The organism is Thioclava sp. F36-6 (assembly GCF_002020305.1).
Taxonomy (GTDB): domain Bacteria; phylum Pseudomonadota; class Alphaproteobacteria; order Rhodobacterales; family Rhodobacteraceae; genus Thioclava; species Thioclava sediminum.
The window spans coordinates 766,394-785,231 of sequence record NZ_MPZX01000001.1; the positions used below are offsets into that span (position 1 = coordinate 766,394).

18 protein-coding genes are annotated in these 18,838 nt (G+C 65.6%); 13 read left to right on the forward strand and 5 right to left on the reverse strand.

Annotated features, from left to right (window positions below; genetic code table 11):
- Positions 1-9 precede the first annotated feature (9 nt).
- The 5 genes from sdhA (at position 10) to BMI88_RS03660 (ending at position 4,238) form a co-directional block, all read left to right on the forward strand.
- Positions 10-1,815 (forward strand): succinate dehydrogenase flavoprotein subunit, encoded by a 1,806-nt coding sequence (gene sdhA / locus BMI88_RS03645; protein WP_078539773.1) that lies wholly within the window; start codon positions 10-12, stop codon positions 1,813-1,815.
- Positions 1,815-2,102, forward strand: a complete 288-nt coding sequence (locus tag BMI88_RS03650) for a hypothetical protein (RefSeq protein ID WP_078539772.1) — start codon at positions 1,815-1,817, stop codon at positions 2,100-2,102. Before sdhA ends, BMI88_RS03650 begins: the two co-directional genes overlap by 1 nt.
- A gap of 17 nt (positions 2,103-2,119) precedes the next feature.
- Complete coding sequence (locus BMI88_RS03655; protein ID WP_078539771.1) at positions 2,120-2,896, forward strand: succinate dehydrogenase iron-sulfur subunit; 777 nt, start codon at positions 2,120-2,122, stop codon at positions 2,894-2,896.
- Between the two features lie 190 nt (positions 2,897-3,086).
- The gene (locus tag BMI88_RS19700) at positions 3,087-3,263 is read left to right on the forward strand and encodes a hypothetical protein (RefSeq protein WP_158522076.1); all 177 of its coding nucleotides are present in this window, start codon (positions 3,087-3,089) and stop codon (positions 3,261-3,263) included.
- Between the two features lie 117 nt (positions 3,264-3,380).
- Positions 3,381-4,238, forward strand: a complete 858-nt coding sequence (locus tag BMI88_RS03660) for a DUF1989 domain-containing protein (protein ID WP_078546143.1) — start codon at positions 3,381-3,383, stop codon at positions 4,236-4,238.
- Here the strand turns inward: BMI88_RS03660 and BMI88_RS03665 are convergent.
- Positions 4,235-5,167, reverse strand: coding sequence for an ABC transporter ATP-binding protein (locus tag BMI88_RS03665; protein ID WP_246831814.1), 933 nt, complete (start codon positions 5,165-5,167; stop codon positions 4,235-4,237). The two genes, BMI88_RS03660 and BMI88_RS03665, sit on opposite strands and share 4 nt — an antisense overlap.
- 80 nt (positions 5,168-5,247) lie before the next feature.
- On the opposite strand from BMI88_RS03665, the gene BMI88_RS03670 reads away from it, so the two are divergent.
- Complete coding sequence (locus BMI88_RS03670; protein WP_078519710.1) at positions 5,248-5,454, forward strand: zinc-finger domain-containing protein; 207 nt, start codon at positions 5,248-5,250, stop codon at positions 5,452-5,454.
- Positions 5,441-5,884 (forward strand): globin domain-containing protein, encoded by a 444-nt coding sequence (locus tag BMI88_RS03675; RefSeq protein ID WP_078539768.1) that lies wholly within the window; start codon positions 5,441-5,443, stop codon positions 5,882-5,884. Before BMI88_RS03670 ends, BMI88_RS03675 begins: the two co-directional genes overlap by 14 nt.
- A gap of 22 nt (positions 5,885-5,906) precedes the next feature.
- Here the strand turns inward: BMI88_RS03675 and BMI88_RS19705 are convergent, their stop codons facing one another.
- Complete coding sequence (locus BMI88_RS19705; RefSeq protein ID WP_165757027.1) at positions 5,907-6,065, reverse strand: hypothetical protein; 159 nt, start codon at positions 6,063-6,065, stop codon at positions 5,907-5,909.
- Positions 6,066-6,282: 217 nt separating this feature from the next.
- Between BMI88_RS19705 and polA the strand changes: the two genes are divergently transcribed.
- Positions 6,283-9,108, forward strand: coding sequence for a DNA polymerase I (gene polA / locus BMI88_RS03680; protein WP_078546149.1), 2,826 nt, complete (start codon positions 6,283-6,285; stop codon positions 9,106-9,108).
- Here the strand turns inward: polA and BMI88_RS03685 are convergent.
- On the reverse strand, positions 9,102-9,338 hold the full coding sequence (locus tag BMI88_RS03685) for a DUF2798 domain-containing protein (protein WP_078546151.1): 237 nt from the start codon (positions 9,336-9,338) through the stop codon (positions 9,102-9,104). The genes polA and BMI88_RS03685 overlap by 7 nt on opposite strands.
- A gap of 265 nt (positions 9,339-9,603) precedes the next feature.
- On the opposite strand from BMI88_RS03685, the gene BMI88_RS03690 reads away from it, so the two are divergent.
- Positions 9,604-10,575 carry a cation diffusion facilitator family transporter gene (locus BMI88_RS03690; RefSeq protein WP_078546153.1) on the forward strand — a complete coding sequence of 324 codons (972 nt, stop codon included), beginning with the start codon at positions 9,604-9,606 and terminating at the stop codon, positions 10,573-10,575.
- A gap of 1 nt (position 10,576) precedes the next feature.
- Here BMI88_RS03690 and BMI88_RS03695 read toward each other — a convergent pair whose 3' ends face one another.
- A complete protein-coding gene (locus BMI88_RS03695) occupies positions 10,577-11,329 on the reverse strand; it encodes a TIM barrel protein (protein ID WP_078546166.1) in 753 nt (250 codons plus the stop codon).
- A gap of 1 nt (position 11,330) precedes the next feature.
- Positions 11,331-11,924, reverse strand: a complete 594-nt coding sequence (locus BMI88_RS03700) for a DUF1285 domain-containing protein (protein WP_078546168.1) — start codon at positions 11,922-11,924, stop codon at positions 11,331-11,333.
- A 73-nt stretch (positions 11,925-11,997) separates the two neighbouring features.
- On the opposite strand from BMI88_RS03700, the gene BMI88_RS03705 reads away from it, so the two are divergent.
- From BMI88_RS03705 to BMI88_RS03720, 4 genes are read left to right on the forward strand one after another with little or no spacing between them, the layout of a single operon-like run.
- Positions 11,998-13,014, forward strand: a complete 1,017-nt coding sequence (locus BMI88_RS03705) for a MoxR family ATPase (RefSeq protein ID WP_078546170.1) — start codon at positions 11,998-12,000, stop codon at positions 13,012-13,014.
- Positions 13,011-13,931 (forward strand): DUF58 domain-containing protein, encoded by a 921-nt coding sequence (locus BMI88_RS03710; RefSeq protein ID WP_246831815.1) that lies wholly within the window; start codon positions 13,011-13,013, stop codon positions 13,929-13,931. The genes BMI88_RS03705 and BMI88_RS03710 overlap by 4 nt, the downstream gene beginning before the upstream one ends.
- The gene (locus BMI88_RS03715; protein ID WP_078546172.1) at positions 13,931-16,672 is read left to right on the forward strand and encodes a DUF4159 domain-containing protein; all 2,742 of its coding nucleotides are present in this window, start codon (positions 13,931-13,933) and stop codon (positions 16,670-16,672) included. Before BMI88_RS03710 ends, BMI88_RS03715 begins: the two co-directional genes overlap by 1 nt.
- The gene (locus BMI88_RS03720; protein ID WP_078546174.1) at positions 16,669-18,810 is read left to right on the forward strand and encodes a hypothetical protein; all 2,142 of its coding nucleotides are present in this window, start codon (positions 16,669-16,671) and stop codon (positions 18,808-18,810) included. Before BMI88_RS03715 ends, BMI88_RS03720 begins: the two co-directional genes overlap by 4 nt.
- The last annotated feature ends 28 nt before the right edge of the window (positions 18,811-18,838 follow it).

An 18,838-nucleotide genomic window follows, 5' to 3' on the forward strand; every position in this document is an offset into this window, starting at 1 on the left:
GACGAGATAATGGCTGCTTACGAATACGAAACGCATAATTACGACGTGGTCGTGGTCGGCGCCGGTGGCTCGGGTCTGCGCGCCACGCTCGGCATGGCCGAACAAGGCCTGCGCACCGCCTGCGTGACCAAGGTCTTCCCGACCCGCTCGCACACGGTCGCCGCACAGGGCGGTATCGCCGCCAGCTTGGGCAATATGGGCCCGGACAGCTGGCAGTGGCACATGTACGACACGATCAAGGGCTCGGACTGGCTCGGCGATAACGACGCGATGGAATACCTCGCGCGTCACGCCCCCAAGGCCGTCTACGAGCTGGAACACTACGGCGTGCCGTTCTCGCGCACCGAAGAGGGCAAGATCTACCAGCGTCCCTTCGGCGGCCACACCACCGAATACGGTGAAGGCCCGCCCGTGCAGCGGACCTGTGCTGCCGCGGACCGCACCGGTCACGCGATCCTGCACACGCTCTACGGTCAGTCGCTGAAGAACAACGCCGAGTTCTACATCGAATATTTCGCAATCGACCTGATCATGTCCGATGACGGGCAGTGTCAGGGCGTCGTCTGCTGGAAGCTCGACGACGGCACGATGCACGTCTTCAACGCGAAGATGGTTGTGCTGGCGACCGGCGGTTACGGCCGCGCCTACTTCTCGGCCACCTCGGCCCATACCTGCACCGGCGACGGTGGCGGCATGGTCGCGCGGGCCGGTCTCGCGCTGCAGGACATGGAGTTCGTTCAGTTCCACCCGACCGGCATCTATGGCTCGGGCTGCCTGATCACCGAAGGCGCACGCGGCGAGGGTGGTTACCTGACCAACTCCGAAGGCGAGCGCTTCATGGAACGCTACGCGCCGACCTATAAGGATCTGGCGTCGCGCGACGTGGTGTCTCGCTGCATGACGATGGAGATCCGCGAAGGCCGCGGTGTGGGCGAGCACAAGGACCACATCTTCCTGAACCTCAGCCACCTTCCGCCGGAAGCCCTGGCCGAGCGTCTGCCGGGCATCTCGGAATCGGCGAAAATCTTCGCCGGTGTCGACGTCACGAAAGAGCCGATCCCGGTTCTGCCGACCGTTCACTACAACATGGGCGGCATTCCGACGAACTACCACGGCGAGGTCATCAACCCGAAAGAGGGCGACCCCGATGCGATCGTGCCCGGCCTGATGGCCGTGGGCGAGGCGGGCTCGGCGTCTGTGCACGGTGCGAACCGTCTGGGCTCCAACTCGCTGATCGACCTCGTGGTCTTCGGCCGTGCCGCTGCGATCCGCGCTGGCAAGGTCGTCGACGCGGATGCGTCCAACCCGGTCATCCCGAAAGCCAAGATCGATGCGATCTTCGAGCGCTTCGACAAGGTGCGCTACGCCGATGGCGGCACGCCGACTGCCGAGCTGCGCCTCGAGATGCAGCGCACGATGCAGGCGGATGCGGCGGTGTTCCGCACCGACAAGACGCTGGCCGAGGGTGTCGAGAAGATGAAGGCGGTCGCCGCCAAGCTCGACGATCTCAAGGTCACCGACCGCTCGCTGATCTGGAACTCGGACCTGATGGAAACGCTGGAACTCGAGAACCTGATGCCGAACGCGCTGGCGACCATCGTCGGAGCCGAGGCGCGCAAGGAAAGCCGCGGGGCGCACGCCCACGAGGACTATCCCGATCGCGACGACACCGAATGGCGCAAGCACTCGATTATGCATGTCGAAGGCGCGAACGTCGATCTGACCTTCCGCCCGGTCCACATGGACCCGCTGACCCCCGAGGATCAGGGCGGGATCGAGATCAAGAAGATCGCGCCGAAGAAGCGGGTCTACTGATGCGTCACGCACCGGCATATGGGCTTCTCGCGGCAGGGCTTGGCCTTGCCGCCTGCGGCCCTATTCCGGTCGAGCAGGCAGAGCGCCAGTGCTACGCCCAGTTCGCGCCCAAACCGCCCATCTCGGGCGAGGCGGGCATGGGGGTGACCAGTGACGGCTTCCGCTCGAACATGAAGGTCGAGCTCAATGTCGGGGCCTATGTGCAGGGCGATCCCTCTGCGGCCTACGACTCCTGCGTTTTCAGAAAATCCGGCCGAATGCCCACGCGGCCGCTCTATTCGTACTGACGGAAAGGGGACCAACCATGGTTCAGTTCACGCTTCCGAAGAATTCCAAGATCCGCGTCGGCAAGACCTGGCCGAAGCCGGATGGCAAGAATATCCGCAAGTTCCAGATCTATCGCTGGGACCCGGATACCGGGGAGAACCCGCGTCTCGACACCTATTTCATTGATATGGATAAGTGCGGGCCGATGGTTCTCGATGCGCTCTTGAAGATCAAGAACGAGATCGACCCGACGCTGACCTTCCGCCGCTCCTGCCGCGAAGGCATCTGTGGCTCCTGCGCGATGAACATCGACGGGATCAACACGCTGGCCTGTATCTACGGCCTCGACGAGGTCAAGGGCGACGTGAAGATCTACCCGCTGCCGCACATGCCGGTGGTGAAAGACCTGATCCCCGACCTGACCATGTTCTACGCCCAGCACGCGTCGATCATGCCGTGGCTCGAGACCAAGACGAACCGTCCCGAGAAGGAATGGCGTCAGTCGATCGAGGATCGCAAGAAGCTCGACGGTCTGTATGAATGCGTCATGTGCGCATCCTGCTCGACCTCCTGCCCGAGCTACTGGTGGAACGGCGACAAGTATCTCGGCCCGGCAGCGCTGCTGCACGCCTATCGCTGGATCATCGACAGCCGCGACGAAGCGACGGCAGAGCGTCTCGATCAGCTCGAAGACCCCTTCAAGCTCTATCGTTGCCACACGATCATGAACTGCACCAAGACCTGCCCGAAAGGTCTGAACCCGGCGAAAGCGATCGCCGAGATCAAGCGGATGCAGGTCAACCGGGTCGTCTGATCCGATGCATATATTGGGGTGAGCCTATGGTTCACCCTCAACGATTTGTGGAAGGGGCGGCGCGAGCCGCCCTTTTTGCTGCGTTGCGGCAAATGCATATCGCACATGCAGCATTTTGGGTTTGAATCCGCGGAAAAATCCCTAAATCGGGTGTCAGGGAGGAACTCGAAACGTGACTGGAGAGAGTTCCATGGTCGACATCGTCAAATTCCCCAAAGGGGCGCAACCGATCCAGGTGGCCGAAGAGCATCTGGCTTACTACACCCCTGAGAAGTCCACGCCCGTATTCATCCCGACTGCGAAGACCGAAAATACCGACGGTCTCGAAGCGGTTGAGCTGATGTACGAGTATTACACCGCGGCTTGAGCGGTGACCTCCCGAATAGTTCTGTCGTGACTACCCCGGCTTCGGTCGGGGTTTTTCTTTGCGCCTTTCGCTCTTAGCCGGGGCAGGGCAGAGTGGCCGCAACAAGGAGGGAGTCCCATGCATCCGACGCCCGAGCACGCCGCGCCCGAAGACGCCCAAGCCCGCCGCGATGTCGCCCCGGTGATCTGTTACCCGACCGATGCGCTGCCCGTGCCGGACCTGTACGCCTATCGCGCCGCGCGGGAAGGCTGGGAGAAGGTCGCCGATCTGCGCGTGCCCCCGCGCGAGGCGCTGGCCTTCGACGTACCCGCCGGACATTTCTTCCGCATCGCTTCGGTCGAGGGGCCGCAGGTGGGCGATCTGAACCTGTTCTCGGCGGACCTGTCCGAGCGGTTCTATTCCGGCAAGACGCGCGCGCTACATGGCACGCATCTCAGCCGCGGCGACCAAATGTGGTCAGGCTTTCCAACGATGCGCCCGCTGGCGACGATCACCGAGGATACGCTCGACTGGTATGGCATCGACGCATTCGGCGGCTCGGTCCATGACGTGATCGGGACGCGCTGCGATCCCTACACGCATTGCCTGCTGTCCGATGGCGGGCAGTATCACCATTGCTGCCATTCGAACCTGACCCGTGCGCTGGCCGAGGCCCGCGATCTGCCGCTGCGCGAGGCGGAGCCGCTGGTGCATGACGTGCTCAACGTCTTCATGTGCACCGGCTTCACCCGCGACACCGGGCAATATTTCATGAAGGCGAGCCCGGTGCGGCCCGGAGATTACCTCGAATTCTTCGCAGAGACCGATCTGCTGGGCGTGCTCTCGGCCTGTCCGGGCGGGGATTGCTCGTCCGAGCACAGCTCGGATACGGCGGCCTGCTATCCGCTGGGCGTCGAAATCTACCGTCCGAAATCAGCGCCCGAAGGCTGGGCGCCGCCTGCGCCCAACGCTTACGACCGCAGCCACGGGCTTTAACGGTTCGAGGTCAGCGAGACGAAGACTTCCTCCAGCCCCGGCTGTTCGCTCGCGATGTCGCGAATCTCGACATCAGCGGCGCGCAGCGCATCGAGGATATCTTCCGCCGAGGTCTGCTCGCGCGAATAGGAAAACGCCATCTGGCCGCCCGGGCGGGTCTCCATGGTGACGCCTTCGGGCAGGCGAATCTCTTGGCTGACCTCTTTGCGCGGCTCGACCACCAGCGCCTTGCGGTCCATCCGCTTGAGCAGGTTCGGCGTGGTGTCGCGCACGATCAGCTCGCCATTGTTGATGATGGCGATCTCGTCGCACATTTCCTCGGCTTCCTCGAGATAGTGCGTCGTCAGGATGATCGTCATACCCTGCTCGTTGAGCTTGCGCACATTGCGCCAAAGCATCGCGCGCAGCTCGATATCGACGCCTGCGGTCGGCTCGTCCAGCACGAGGATCTGCGGGCGGTGCACCAGCGCCTTGGCCAGCAATAGCCGTCGCTTCATCCCGCCCGAGAGGTTGCGCGCATAGGCCTCGGCCTTGTCCGACAGGCCCACCAGTTCGAGAATCTCATCGGTCCAGCGCTCGGATTTCGGCACGCCGTAAAGCCCCGCCTGCATCTCCAGCGCCGCGCGCGGCGTGAAGAACGGGTCCATGTTCAGCTCCTGCGGCATCACCCCGATGGCGGCGCGCGACTGGCGCGGATTCACGTCCTGATCGAATCCCCAGATCACGACGCGCCCGTCGGTTTTCTTCACCAGACCCGCAAGGATGTTGATCAGCGTCGACTTGCCCGCCCCGTTCGGCCCCAGCAGCCCGAAGATCGAGCCTTCCGGGATCGACAGGTCGAGCCCCTTCAGCGCTTCCTTCGGTTCCTGCTTCTTGCCGCCTGCATAGGTCTTGCGCAGCCCGGTAACTTCGATTGCCTGCTGTTCCAACTTGCCCCGCCTTTCGCGATTGCTAGAATGAAGCCCAAATTCAGGGCGCGGTTTTCGTGCCTTATATAGACGGAGCATCCATGACTGCCACCCATTCGCCTAATGCCCCCGAGGCACCCGAGACCGAGGTCGTTACCACCTGGAAGGTCGCCTGCGATGGCGGCGAGGGGGCGTTGGGTCATCCGCGCGTCTGGCTGTCGATCCCGCGTGACACCGGTTTCGTCGAATGCGGCTATTGCGACAAGAAATATGTGATCGACCGCGATCACGCGCATGACGATCACTGAACCACTTTTGCCAGCAGAGCGTGCGGCGCGGGTGAAAGCCAGCGCGGCGCGGCTCGACTTCGAGGATCCGTCGCTGTTTCGCGACGCCTTCGCGCGGCTTTTCGCGGTCCATCCCGAGCTTGATCAGGTGTTGCCCAACAGCGAAGGCGGGCAGCAGCTGAAATATGCCGCGATGATGGAGGTGATCCTCTCCACGCTCGATCCACCCGAGGAGCAGGAGCTGGAACTGCCCGGCCTCGGCCAGATGCATGTGCTGTTCGGAGCCGAGCCGGACTATTACGTTTGGCTGTCAGAGGCAGTGATCGCTGGCCTCGCGGCCAAGCTGGGCGATCACTGGACGCCCGAACTGGCCTCCGACTGGGCCGAGTTGTTCAGCAAGGTCTCGGCTCAGATGATGACCGGGGCCGCGGCGCTGGAAGATCAGCTCTAGGCACCGGTCTGCCTGCCGCGCCTCACTTATCCTTCTTCGCCGCCGCCTTCATCCGTTCGAGCAGCGCAGCCTTCGGGTCTTTCTTCCCGTACGGCGTCTTGTCACTGCCATAGGCGTTATGCTCGGCATGTTTGGGCGTGTTCTTCGGCGGCCTTGCGCCACCCATTTTGGAATAATCCATCGGTTCGATCCTTTGCGGTTGCCGCTTGAGATGGGGGATTTCAGGGGAGCTGGCAAGAGGAAGCTTTGCCATGAGGGACGCGCCCGAGCCTCGGTTGGGCGCTTTGATCCCTTGGAAGGTCGGGCGCGGCCCTCCGCTTCCAGCATCCCCGATCCTCTTCCCCTCCGCACCCCCCTGTGGCACAACCGGGGCCAACGCGCGAAGGAGGGCTCTCGCAATGGCATTCGGCAAAGGCTGTCACCTGCATCTTATCGACGGTTCGGCCTTCATTTTCCGCGCCTATCACGCGCTGCCGCCGCTCACGCGCAAGTCCGACGGGCTGCCGATCGGGGCGGTCGCGGGCTTTTGCAACATGCTTTGGAAGTACATCGAAGACGCCAAGGGCTCGGACGCGCCGACCCATGCGGCGGTGATCTTCGACAAGGGCAGCCACACCTTCCGCAACGACCTCTACGATCAATACAAGGCCAATCGCGACGAGATGCCCGAGGAGCTGCGCCCGCAGATCCCGCTGACCCGTGACGCGACCAAGGCGTTCAACATCGCCTGCGAGGAACTGGCCGGCTACGAGGCCGACGACATCATCGCGACGCTGGCGCGGCAGGGCCGCGAGGCGGGCGGCCGCGTGACGATCATCTCCTCGGACAAGGACCTGATGCAGCTCGTCGGCGGCGGGGTCGAGATGTTCGACGCGATGAAGAACCGCGCCATCGGCGTCGAGGAGGTCGAGGCCAAGTTCGGCGTCGGCCCCGAGCGCGTGATCGACGTGCAGGCGCTGGCCGGCGACTCGGTCGACAACATCCCCGGCGCGCCCGGGATCGGCGTGAAGACCGCGGCGCTTCTCATCAACGAATATGGCGATCTGGACACGCTGCTGGAGCGCGCCTCCGAGATCAAGCAACCCAAGCGCCGCGAGACGCTGATCGAGAAGGCCGACCAGATTCGCCTCTCGAAACAGCTCGTGACGCTCGACGATCAGACACCCATCGAGTTCACGCTCGACGATCTGGAAATCCGCGAGCCCGATGTCGACACGCTGATGGGCTTCCTCAACGAGATGGAATTCCGCACGCTGACCCGCCGCGTGGCGGAGAAATTCGGCGCCGAGCCGCCGGCCGCGCCGGAAGTCTCTGACGTGCCCGCCAGCCATGACAACGCTACGCCCGAGGTCGAGCAGCCGCCCTTCGATCCTGACAGCTATGTCTGCATCCGCGACGCCGAGACGCTGACGCAATGGCTCGATGAGGCCCGCGCCAAGGGCTGGGTTGCGGTCGATACCGAGACGACCTCGCTCAACGAGATGCAAGCCGATCTGGTCGGCGTGTCGCTCGCCATCGAGGCGGGGAAAGCGGCCTATCTGCCACTCGGGCACAGCAAAGGCGAAGGCGATCTGTTCGGCGGAGCCGAGCGCGCCGAGGGGCAGATGGACCTCAAAGAGGCGCTCGCGCTGCTCAAGCCCGTGCTCGAGGATTCCGCGATCCTCAAGATCGGCCAGAACATGAAGTACGACTTCAAGATCTTCGCCCGCCACGGCATCCGCGTTGCGCCCATCGACGACACGATGCTGATGTCCTACGCGATGTTCTCGGGGCTGCATGGCCATGGGATGGATGCGCTCTCGGATCGCTACCTCAATCACCAGCCGATCCCGATCAAGGAGTTGATCGGCTCTGGCAAGAGCCAGATCACCTTCGACAAGGTCGAGATCGACAAGGCCACCCGCTACGCCGCCGAGGATGCCGATATCACGCTGCGCCTCTGGCAGCAGTTCAAGCCGCGCCTCCATCGCGAACAGGTCACTACCGTCTACGAGACGCTGGAGCGCCCGATGGTCCCGGTGCTCGCCGATATGGAAATGGCCGGCGTGAAGGTCGACGCCTCGGTGCTCTCGCGCATGTCCAATGCCTTCGCACAAAAGATGGCGCAGCTCGAAGACGAGATCGCCGAGATCGCGGGCCAGCCCTTCAATGTCGGCTCGCCGAAACAGCTGGGCGAGATCCTGTTCGACACGATGGGCGTCGAGGGCGGCAAGAAGGGCAAGACCGGAGCCTATGGCACCGGGGCGGACGTGCTCGAAGACGTGACGACGATGGAAGACACCAACCCGCAGGCTGCGAAGCTGGCGGCACGGGTGCTCGACTGGCGGCAGATCTCGAAACTGAAATCGACCTATACGGATGCGCTGCAAACCCATGTGAACCCGGATACGGGCCGCGTTCACACTTCCTATTCCATCGCGGGCGCGAATACCGGGCGTCTGGCTTCGACCGATCCGAACCTGCAGAACATCCCCGTGCGCTCCGAGGAAGGCCGCCGCATCCGCGAGGCGTTCGTCGCGCGCGACGGCTGCAAGATCGTCTCGCTCGACTATAGCCAGATCGAGTTGCGCATTCTCGCCCATGTCGCGGACCTTCCCGAGATGCGCGAAGCCTTCAAGGACGGCCTGGACATTCACGCAGCCACCGCGTCGGAGATGTTCGACGTGCCGCTGGATCAGATGACGCCCGAAATCCGCCGCCAGGCGAAAGCGATCAATTTCGGGGTGATCTACGGGATTTCGGGCTTCGGTCTCGCGCGCAACCTGCGCATCCCGCGCGCCGAGGCGCAGGGCTTCATCGACCGCTATTTCGAGCGTTTCCCCGGTATCCGCAAATACATGGACGACACCGTGGCCTTCGCGAAAGAGCACAAATTCGTCCAGACCCTGTTCGGGCGCAAGATCCACACGCCGGATATCGGCGCGAAGGGACCGTCGGCGGGCTTCGCCAAGCGTGCGGCGATCAACGCGCCGATCCAAGGGGCGGCCGCCGATATCATCCGCCGCGCTATGGTGCGGATGCCTCAGGCGATCGAGGGCATTCCCGCGCGGATGCTGCTACAGGTGCATGACGAACTGATCTTCGAGGTCGAGGAGGCCGCGATCGACGATCTGATCAAGACCGCCCGTGCCACGATGGAAGGCGCGGCGGAGCCTGTGATGAAACTCTCCGTGCCGCTCGTCGTCGATGCGGGGCAGGGCGATAGCTGGGCCGCCGCTCACTGAGCCGCGGGCTGACGCACCAGCAGATTGGTCACGCGCCGTGCAAACGGCGCGACGATCAGCACCGACGGGTAGGACAGCATCCAGCTGGACACCCAGCTTGCCACCCACAGCGTCGTGAAGTCTTCCACCATCCCCGTCGCGCGGTAGGTCGCGATGCCCGAGACCAGAAACGACATGATCCCCGACAGGATCAGGCTGAAAATGAAATGCGCGTAGCGGGCGGGGATCATCGGGTCTCCTCCTTGGGCCGGAAAGTCAGTCGCTCGCATTTTGGTGATTGGACGTGAGCACGCAACGCACAAACCTGTGTGTTCATCCGCGCAGAGACACCGTCCCGCATTGACCCTGCCGCCCCGCAATGTTGAGACTGCGCATGCCTCCGGCGGGGATATTTGCGCCAAGCCGAATTGCATGCTTGGTCTTCGGCTTGGTCCAAATATCCCCCGCGGAGCGTCCCAACCGCGCCTCAGGCGCCGAGAACCGAGAAGAGCGCCCATGCCCCACGATCATCATCACCACCACAATCTGGACGATGCCAGTGACAACCGTGTGCTCTGGGCGGTGGTCGTCAATGTCGTGCTTACCTTTGCGCAGGTCTTCGGCGGGGCGATCGCGGGCTCGATGGCGCTGATCGCGGACGGGGTGCATAACTTCTCCGACGCGGCGGCGCTGGTGCTGGCCTTCGGGGCGCGCAAACTGGCCAAGCGCGGGGCGGATGCGGCGATGAGCTTCGGCTGGTCGCGCGCCGAGGTCATCGCGGCCTTCGTCAATTACATCGCGCTGATCTTGATCTCGGTCTGGCTGGTCGTCGAAGCGGTGGGGCGGATGATCCACCCGCCGCAGGTCGATGGCTGGATCGTGGTCTGGCTGGCGACGCTGGCGCTGATCATCGATCTGGCGACCGCCGCGCTGACCTATGCGCTTTCCAAGCACAGCCTGAACATCCGCGCGGCCTTCCTGCATAACCTCGCCGATGCCGGCGCCTCGGTCGCGGTGATCGTGGGCGGTATCGTGATCCTTCTCTACGATTGGCGGCTGGTCGACCCGATCCTGACCATTGGCATCTCGGTCTTCATCCTGTGGCATGTCGCGACCGATCTGAAACCGGTGCTGCGCATCCTGATGCTGGGCGCGCCGCCCGAGAAGGATTGTACGGAAGTGCAGGGCGCGCTGGGCGATGTCGAGGGGGTCGCGAGCGTCCACCACGTCCACCTGTGGCAGATCGACGAGAAGCGTGTCTCCGTCGAGGCGCATCTGGTGCTGGACGAGGGGCGGGATTACGCCACGGTCATCGCGCGGGCAAAAGATATGCTGGCGCATCAGTTCGGCATCCACCACGCGACGCTGGAGCCGGAAAGCGCGAGCCTGGGCTGTGCCGATCACGCGGACCATCACGACCACGAAGATCACGATCACTCAGATCATGGCCACTCAGATCATGCCCACACGGGCCACCCGGCGCATTGAGTTAGCGCGGAAGCCAGCCCAGCGTTTCGCGTGTCTCCGTCTGCGGGGTGTATTCCGCTGACGCGTAGCCGTCATAGCCATCGGCATCGAGCGTCGCGAAGACACCTTCCAGATCGATCTTTCCCGAACCGGGGCCGCCGCGCCCCGGGGCATCGGCAAATTGCACATGGGCCGCACGGTGACCATGTTTCGCCCAAGCTCCCGCCACATCGCCGGTCAGCATCTGCGCGTGATAGGCGTCGAATTGCAGATGCAGGTTCGGGGCCGCGACCGCATCGAGAATCTCCGCCGCGAGATCGAAACCGTTCAGGAAATAGCCCGGCATGTCGATCGGGTTGATCGGCTCGATCGTCAGGCGCCGTTTCGGTGCGCGCGCCGCTGCCCATTTCAGGTTCTCGATATAGGTCGCACGGGCCTCCGCGCCCTCGGCCTTGCCCGCCATGATATGGATGACACGCGGCTTCAGGATATCCGCGAAGCGCATCGCGCGGTCGAAATCGCGACGGAAGCGGTCTTCCAGCCCCGGCACGGCGGCGAAGCCCCGATCGCCGCCCGTATAATTCGGCGGCGGCATGTTCATCAGCACGAAGCTCAGGTCGTGACGGATCAACTCGTGGCGCATCTCCTGCGCGGAGGCGTCGTAGGGGGAAAGCACTTCGACCGCATCGAAGCCGGCCTGTTTCGCCGCTTTGAACCGTTCCATGAAGGGCAGTTCGGTGAAGAGGAAGGTCAGGTTCGCGGCGAATTCGGGCAAGTTACAGCTCCGCGGCGCGCAGGATCGGGAAGAAGCTGCCCGCCGAGATCACGCCGGTCCAGTCCTCGCCCTCATGCTCGCGCGTCACGGCCAGATCGACGAGCCGGTAGAAGCTCTTGCGGTCGATCAAAGCCTCCAACCCGCGCCGGACGTGCAGATAAGGGCGGGGCTCGCCATCCTCGCTATGTTCCACCCGGATCGCGTGCTCCGCATCGGCCAGGACCACGTCGCCCACATTTGTCGTGAAGCGAATCGACTGGTCGTCGCCTTCGCCCTCGGTTGTGAAATCGACGGCGATGAAAGGCGCGTCCTCGACCCGGATACCAACCTTCTCGACCGGGGTGACGAGGTAGTATTTCCCGTTCTCCAGTTTCAGAATCGATGAAAACAGCCGCACCAGCGCCTCGCGCCCGATCGGTGTGCCGAGATAGAACCAAGTCCCGTCCCGGCGGATCTCCATATCGAGATCGCCACAGAAGGGCGGATCCCACAAATGCACGGGCGGCGGGCCCTTTTTGCTGGCTTTCTTGGCCGCATCGGCAAGCCCGTCTGCCGTCGGGGAAGGGGTCGAAACTGTCTGTTTGTGATCCGTCATGTAAATTTGGCCGTTGGTCGGAGCGTGGATATCTGCTTTGCTGGGAAAGATAGGCATCAACGGGGAGAATGTCATGGCCGAGCCCGAAAAGCTGATGGAAGATATCGAACGACTTGGCGGCAAGCTCGCACAGGCGCGCGCGTCGATCGACCGGCGTTTCATCGGGCAGGATCAGGTGGTGGAGCTGGTTCTGGCCGCGATGCTCTCCGGGGGGCATGCGCTTCTGGTGGGTCTGCCGGGCTTGGGCAAGACGCTTCTGGTCGAGACGCTATCCACCGTGATGGGGCTGGGATCGAACCGCATCCAGTTCACGCCCGACCTGATGCCCGCCGATATTCTCGGGAGCGAAGTTCTGGAAACCGCGCCCGATGGTAGCCGCGCGTTCCGCTTCCTCGAAGGCCCGGTCTTCTGCCAGCTGCTGATGGCCGACGAGATCAACCGCGCCTCGCCCCGGACCCAATCGGCGCTCTTGCAGGCGATGCAGGAGCGCGAGGTCACCATCGCGGGCGAGCATCGTCCGCTTGGCCCCCCCTTCCACGTTCTCGCTACGCAGAACCCGATCGAGCAGGAGGGCACCTATCCGCTGCCCGAAGCCCAGCTCGACCGTTTCCTCGTGCAGGTCGACGTCGATTACCCGGACCGCGAGACCGAGCGCTCGATCCTGCTGGCGACCACCGGGGTCGCCGCCGAGGGCGCGCATACCGTCTTCACCCCGGCCGAGCTGATCGAGGCGCAGGGGATCGTGCGGCAGATGCCGGTGGGCGAGAAGGTCGTCGATGCGATCCTCGATCTGGTGCGGCTATGCCGTCCGCGCGAGGCCGAGGCGCCCGACTTCATCCGTGACGCGCTGGCCTGGGGGCCAGGGCCGCGGGCCGCGCAGGCGCTGATGCTGACCGTGCGGGCACGTGCCCTGATCAATGGCCGCCTCGCGCCGACGCTGGACGACGTGCAGGCGATGGCCCGCCCGGTGCTGATCCACCGCATGGCGCTGAGCTTCGCGGCCCGCGCCCGTGGCGAGACGCTGGGCGATCTGATCGACCGCGCCGTGGCAGAGGTCACCGGGCCGCGCGCCGCCGGTGCCGCCGCTTGAGCGCAACCTCCGATACCGCAGCGTCGGGGCAGGCCCCCGCGCTGAGCCTGCGCCGCGAGGCGGAAGGGGCGGCCTCTGCGCTGCCTCCGCTGCTGGTCGCGGCGGAGCATCTGGCGGCGACCGTCCAGATGGGGGCGCATGGCCGCAGGCGCGCGGGATCGGGCGAGGAATTCTGGCAATACCGTCCCGCCCATGCGGGCGACGAGCTGCGCTTCGTCGATTGGCGGCGCTCGGCGCGCTCGGATAGCCAATATGTGCGCCAGCGGGAATGGCAGCTGGCGCAATCGGTCCATCTCTGGGTCGACGACGCGGCCTCGATGCGCTTCACCGGGGCCGAGAGTGGGCGCAATGCGCGCGTCACCAAATCAGAGCGCGCCCGTGTTCTGGGACTCGCGCTTGCGGTGCTGATGGTGCGCGGCGGCGAACGCGTGGGGCTGACCGGCCCGCTCGCACCGCCACGTCCGGGCCGAGCGCAGCTGATGGAGCTTGCAGGCCTTCTGTCGCGCGAGGCGGGCGTGCAGGACTACGGCGCACCCGAAATCGCAGGCGTCACGCCGCAGTCGCGCGTCGTGCTGCTGTCGGATTTCTTCGGCGATCTCGGGCCGATCGAAGCCGCGCTGGGGCGTCTGGCCGATCGTGGTGTGTCGGGCGTGATGATGCAGGTGCTCGACCCCGACGAAGAGGCCTTCCCCTATGACGGGCGCACGATCTTCCAGTCGATGACCGGCGCGCTGGTCCATGAGACCCGCAAGGCGGGCGATCTGCGCGCGCGCTATCTCGACCGGCTCGCCGCGCGGCGCGATCAACTCGCCCGGCTGGCGCGCAGCGCAGGCTGGCAATTCTCGACCCATCACACGGGCGATCCGGCGCAGGCTGCGCTGCTGTGGCTTTACTCCGCGCTCGAGAGGGGGCGCTGATGTGGATGCTCGGCCCCATCGGCTTCACCGCGCCCTGGCTTTTGCTGGGGCTCGCTGCGTTGCCGATCATCTGGCTGATCCTGCGCGCGGTGCCGCCCGCGCCGATCCGCAGGCGTTTTCCCGGCGTCGCGCTGCTCTTGGGTCTCAAGGACGAGGAAGTGCAGGCCGCGCGCACGCCGTGGTGGCTGCTGGCGCTGCGTCTGCTCGCGCTGGCTGCGGCGATCATCGGTTTTGCCGGACCGGTCCTGAACCCGCAGCGCGCCGTGCCCGGAACCGGGCCGCTCCTGATCGTGGCTGACGGTAGCTGGGCCTCCGCGCGCGACTGGCCGCGCCGGGTGGAGCGGATGACGTCGGCGCTGAAGGATGCGCAGCAGGCGGGACGTCCCGCAGCAGTGATTTCGCTGACCGATCCGCCGCCCGCACAGGTGAGTTTCACGGATGCGGGCGCGCTGATCCAGTCGCTGCCCGGTATCCAGCCGCAGCCCTGGGCTCCGCAGAGCTTCGACGCCGCCAATTTGCCGGAGGGGAATTTCGAGACGCTCTGGCTGTCGGACGGCTTGGCCCGCGACAGCCGCGCGGGCGTTCTGAATGCGCTGGAGGCGCGCGGTCCGGTCAAGGTCTGGCAACCGCAACTGCCGGTCTTGGCGCTAGGGGCGGCGCGGATCGAGGACGGCGCGCTCGTCGTGCCTGCGCTCGCCTCAACCATCCCGCCCAGCCCGCGCGATGTCGCGGCCGTGGGGCGCGACCCGGCGGGGATCGAGCGCGAACTGGCCAGCCAGCCGCTGCAGTTCACCGACAGCCGCGAGACCGAGCTGCGCTTCGATCTGCCGCCCGAGCTGCGCAACCGCATCACCCGGATCGAGATCACCGGCATGCGCTCGGCAGGCGCCGTCAGCCTAACCGACGACGCGGTGAAGCGCCGCAAGGTCGCGATCCTGTCGGGCGCGCGCGACCGCGAGGGGCTGGAGCTGCTCTCGCCCACCCATTACCTGCATCAGGCGCTCGCGCCCACGGCGGACCTGATAGAGGGCACGCTGGCCGATGTGCTGACCGCCGATCCGGACGTGATCATCCTCGCCGATATGGCCGATCTGCCGGAGCAATCGAAACTGCACGACTGGGTCGAAAAGGGCGGGCTGCTGATCCGTTTCGCGGGGCCCCGCATGGCCAATGCCGATCTCGACGCCGATACGCTTCTGCCGGTGCAACTGCGCGCTGGCGGCCGCTCGCTTGGCGGCACGATGAGCTGGGGCGATCCGCGCGCGCTGGCGCCTTTCCCGGAGAACTCGCCCTTCGCCGGGCTGCAAGTGCCCGACGATGTGACAGTGAAGGCGCAGGTCATGGCCGAGCCCACGCCGGACCTCTCCGAGCACACCATTGCCGCGCTGACCGATGGCACGCCGCTCGTGACCCGCGCCAAGATGGGGCAGGGGGCGGTCGTGCTGTTCCATGTCACCGCGAATGCCGAATGGTCGACGCTGCCGCTGTCGCTTCTGTTCCCGCAGATGTTGGAGCGGCTCGCGGTCTCTGCCCGGCCCGCCGCGCCGGAAGAGGCTGATCTCGCGGGCCAGACCTGGGTACCGCAGAAGCTGCTCGACGGGTTCGGGCGGTTGCAGGACGCAGGCGCCGCCGCGGGGGTTCCGGGCGAGGAGCTGGCCAAGGCCGAGCCGGGGCCGAAACTGCGCCCGGGCATCTACACCGCTGAGGATCGCTCAGTCGCGCTGAACGCCCTGCCGCGCGGCGCGACGCTGTCCCCGGCAAGCTGGCCCGCCAATGTCCCGGTCGAAGGGGCCTTCGAGCAGCGCGAGATGCCGCTGAAAGGCTGGCTGCTGGCCGCGGCGCTGGCGGCGCTGCTGATCGATATCCTCGCGACGCTGGCGCTCTCGGGCAAGCTTTGGGGGCCGCGCGCGATGAAGGCCGCCGCTTTTGGAGCCGCCCTGATCCTCGCCAGCTTCGCGCCGCCGCAAGCCCATGCCGAGGATATGGATCCGGCCCGCGCGATCGAGGCTGCGTCCAACGTGGTTCTGGCCGCGATGCCCACCGGCGATGCCGAGGTGGACCGGGTCTCCATGGCGGGGCTCAAGGGGCTGTCGCAGGTTCTCAATCGCCGCACCACGGTCGAGCCGTCTGCGCCGATGATGGTCGACCTCAAGAACGACGATCTCGCGGTCTTCACATTCATCTACTGGCCGATCACCGCAGATCAGCCTGCGCCGAGCCCGATGGAATATGCCAAGCTCAACCGCTACCTGCGCGGCGGCGGCATGATCCTGTTCGACACGCGCGACGCAGATATCGCGGGCTTCGGCGAGGCGACCCCCGCGGGCAAACGCCTGCAGGCGCTGGCCGCGCCCTTGGACATTCCGCCGCTCGCGCCGATCCCCGACGATCACGTGCTGACCCGCACTTTCTACCTGCTGCAGGATTTCCCCGGCCGCTATGACGGCACGATCTGGGTGGAGGCCCCGCCCGCCGATGCCGAACGCGCCGAGGGGATGCCGTTTCGCAACCTCAATGACGGGGTGACGCCGGTGGTGATCGGTGGCAATGACTGGGCCTCGGCCTGGGCCGTCGACGATCGCGGGATGCCGATGTTCCCGGTGGGCCGTGGCCGCACCGGCGAGCGTCAGCGCGAGATCGCGGATCGCTTCGGGGTGAACCTGATCATGCATGTGCTGACCGGTAATTATAAATCCGATCAGGTCCATGTGCCTGCGCTTCTCGAAAGGCTGGGGCAATGAACGGGATGTCGATCATCTTCGCACCGCTTCTGCCGTGGCCTGTGATCGCGGGCGCAGGCGTGGTGGCTGTCGTGCTGCTGGCGCTGGCGCTGTGGCGCGGGCTGAAGGGCTGGGCGCTGCGGGCCTTGGCCGCGCTGGTGCTGCTGGCCGCCATCGCGCAGCCCTCCTTGCAGCGCGAACAGACCGCGCCGCTGTCCAATATCGTGCTGCTGATCGACGACCGTTCCTCGTCGCAGAAACTCTCGGATCGTGTCGCGCAGACCGATACCGCCCTGACGCGTCTGCAGGCGCAACTCGACGCGATGCCCAATGTCGAGACGCGCCGGATCACCGTTCCGGACGGGGCCGACAATGCGGGCACCGAGCTGGGCTCGACCCTGGCCGAGGCGCTCGCCGCAGAGCCCCGCGCGCGGGTCGCGGGCGCGCTGATGGTCACCGACGGGCAGGCACATGATGCGCAGCTCGCCCCCGATCTGCCCGCGCCGCTGCAGGTGCTGCTGACCGGCAAGCGCAGCGACTGGGATCGGCGTATCCTGATCGAGACCGCGCCGTCCTTCGGGATCATCGGCGAGGAGACCGATATCCGCCTCAAGGTCGAGGATATGGGCAACGTGCCCGCAAGCGCGGGTGGCACTGCCGATCTGACCATCTCGATCGATGGCAAGGATCCGAAAAGCTACACGGTGCGCACCGACCGCGATCTGGAACTGCCGCTGACGCTGACCCATGGGGGGCAGAACGTGGTGCAGTTCACGCTGTCGCCGACCGAGGGCGAGCTGACCGATCGCAACAACGTCGCCACCGTGCAGATCAACGGCGTGCGCGACCGGCTGCGGGTGCTCTTGGTCTCCGGCCAGCCCCATGCGGGCGAGCGGACATGGCGCAACCTTTTGAAATCGGACGCAGGCGTGGACCTCGTGCATTTCACAATCCTGCGCCCGCCCGAAAAGCAAGACGGTGTGCCGGTGACGGAACTGTCGCTCATCGCCTTCCCGACGCAGGAACTGTTCGTCGACAAGATCGACGAGTTCGACCTGATCATTTTCGACCGCTACGGCGCGCGGGGCATCCTGCCGTCCGCGTATTTCGACAATATCAAGGATTACGTCGAACGCGGCGGGGCGATCCTCGTGGCCGCCGGTCCGGAATTCGCGACCGTCGAAAGCCTCTATCAGACCAGCCTTGGCGATATCATGCCCGCGCGCCCCACGGGTCGTGTGATGTCGGAAAGCTTTCTGCCGCGCCCGACCGATCTGGGGCTGCGCCATCCCGTGACGGCGGGGCTGGAAGGGGCGCCCGCGCCCGAGGGCGAGCAGGATACGGCCGCCGAGAAAGACGGCCCGCATTGGGGCCATTGGCTGCGCCAGATCGAACTGACCAACCCCACCGGCGAGGTGGTCATGTCCGGCGCCGAGGGCAAGCCGCTTCTGGTGCTCTCGCGCGAAGGCGAGGGGCGCGTGGCGCTGCTGGCCTCCGATCAGGCATGGCTCTGGGATCGCGGCTATGAGGGCGGCGGGCCGCAGCTCGAATTGCTGCGCCGGATCGCGCATTGGGAGATGAAAGAGCCGGAACTCGAGGAAGAGGCGCTCTATGCCGAGATCGATCCCGGCGCGCTCTCGATGCGGATCATCCGCCGCACGATGGAAGACACCGCGCCGCCGGTGACCGTGACGCTGCCCGATGGCTCGACCCAAGAGGTGCCGCTGACCGAGACCGCGCCGGGCCGCTTCACTGCGCGCTGGACCGCGCCCGAGGCGGGGCTCTACCGGCTCAAGGACGGCGATCTCGAACGTGTCGTGGCGATGGGGCCAGCCAGCCCGCGCGAGTTCGAGCAGACGATCGCCAGCGGCGATCCCCTCTCCGCCGTGGTCGAGGCGTCGAATGGCGGCGTGACGCGGCTTGAGGACGGGGTGCCCTCCATCCGCGAAGTGCGCGCGGGTCGCCCGACATCGGGGCGCGGCTGGATCGGCATCACGCCGCGTGGTGCCACGGCCACCACCGATATCCGGGTGCAGCCGCTGCTGCCTGCCTGGGCCTGGCTGATCCTGGCGGCCCTGCTGACCGTGGGCGCGTGGCTCATCGAAGGGCACAACCGGCGCGGCAGTGGCGGCGATAAGGGCGGGCCGACCGCAGCGTGATCCCTGCGGGGATTGCCCGGACACCGCT

What these genes read in the sequence shown, in the direction of transcription:
- sdhA (WP_078539773.1), top strand. Translation starts at nt 10, where the DNA reads ATGGCTGCTTACGAATACGAAACGCATAATTACGACGTGGTCGTGGTC.
- BMI88_RS03650 (WP_078539772.1), top strand. Translation starts at nt 1,815, where the DNA reads ATGCGTCACGCACCGGCATATGGGCTTCTCGCGGCAGGGCTTGGCCTT.
- BMI88_RS03655 (WP_078539771.1), top strand. Translation starts at nt 2,120, where the DNA reads ATGGTTCAGTTCACGCTTCCGAAGAATTCCAAGATCCGCGTCGGCAAG.
- BMI88_RS19700 (WP_158522076.1), top strand. Translation starts at nt 3,087, where the DNA reads ATGGTCGACATCGTCAAATTCCCCAAAGGGGCGCAACCGATCCAGGTG.
- BMI88_RS03660 (WP_078546143.1), top strand. Translation starts at nt 3,381, where the DNA reads ATGCATCCGACGCCCGAGCACGCCGCGCCCGAAGACGCCCAAGCCCGC.
- BMI88_RS03670 (WP_078519710.1), top strand. Translation starts at nt 5,248, where the DNA reads ATGACTGCCACCCATTCGCCTAATGCCCCCGAGGCACCCGAGACCGAG.
- BMI88_RS03675 (WP_078539768.1), top strand. Translation starts at nt 5,441, where the DNA reads ATGACGATCACTGAACCACTTTTGCCAGCAGAGCGTGCGGCGCGGGTG.
- BMI88_RS19705 (WP_165757027.1), bottom strand. Translation starts at nt 6,065, where the DNA reads ATGGATTATTCCAAAATGGGTGGCGCAAGGCCGCCGAAGAACACGCCC.
- polA (WP_078546149.1), top strand. Translation starts at nt 6,283, where the DNA reads ATGGCATTCGGCAAAGGCTGTCACCTGCATCTTATCGACGGTTCGGCC.
- BMI88_RS03685 (WP_078546151.1), bottom strand. Translation starts at nt 9,338, where the DNA reads ATGATCCCCGCCCGCTACGCGCATTTCATTTTCAGCCTGATCCTGTCG.
- BMI88_RS03690 (WP_078546153.1), top strand. Translation starts at nt 9,604, where the DNA reads ATGCCCCACGATCATCATCACCACCACAATCTGGACGATGCCAGTGAC.
- BMI88_RS03700 (WP_078546168.1), bottom strand. Translation starts at nt 11,924, where the DNA reads ATGACGGATCACAAACAGACAGTTTCGACCCCTTCCCCGACGGCAGAC.
- BMI88_RS03705 (WP_078546170.1), top strand. Translation starts at nt 11,998, where the DNA reads ATGGCCGAGCCCGAAAAGCTGATGGAAGATATCGAACGACTTGGCGGC.
- BMI88_RS03715 (WP_078546172.1), top strand. Translation starts at nt 13,931, where the DNA reads ATGTGGATGCTCGGCCCCATCGGCTTCACCGCGCCCTGGCTTTTGCTG.
- BMI88_RS03720 (WP_078546174.1), top strand. Translation starts at nt 16,669, where the DNA reads ATGAACGGGATGTCGATCATCTTCGCACCGCTTCTGCCGTGGCCTGTG.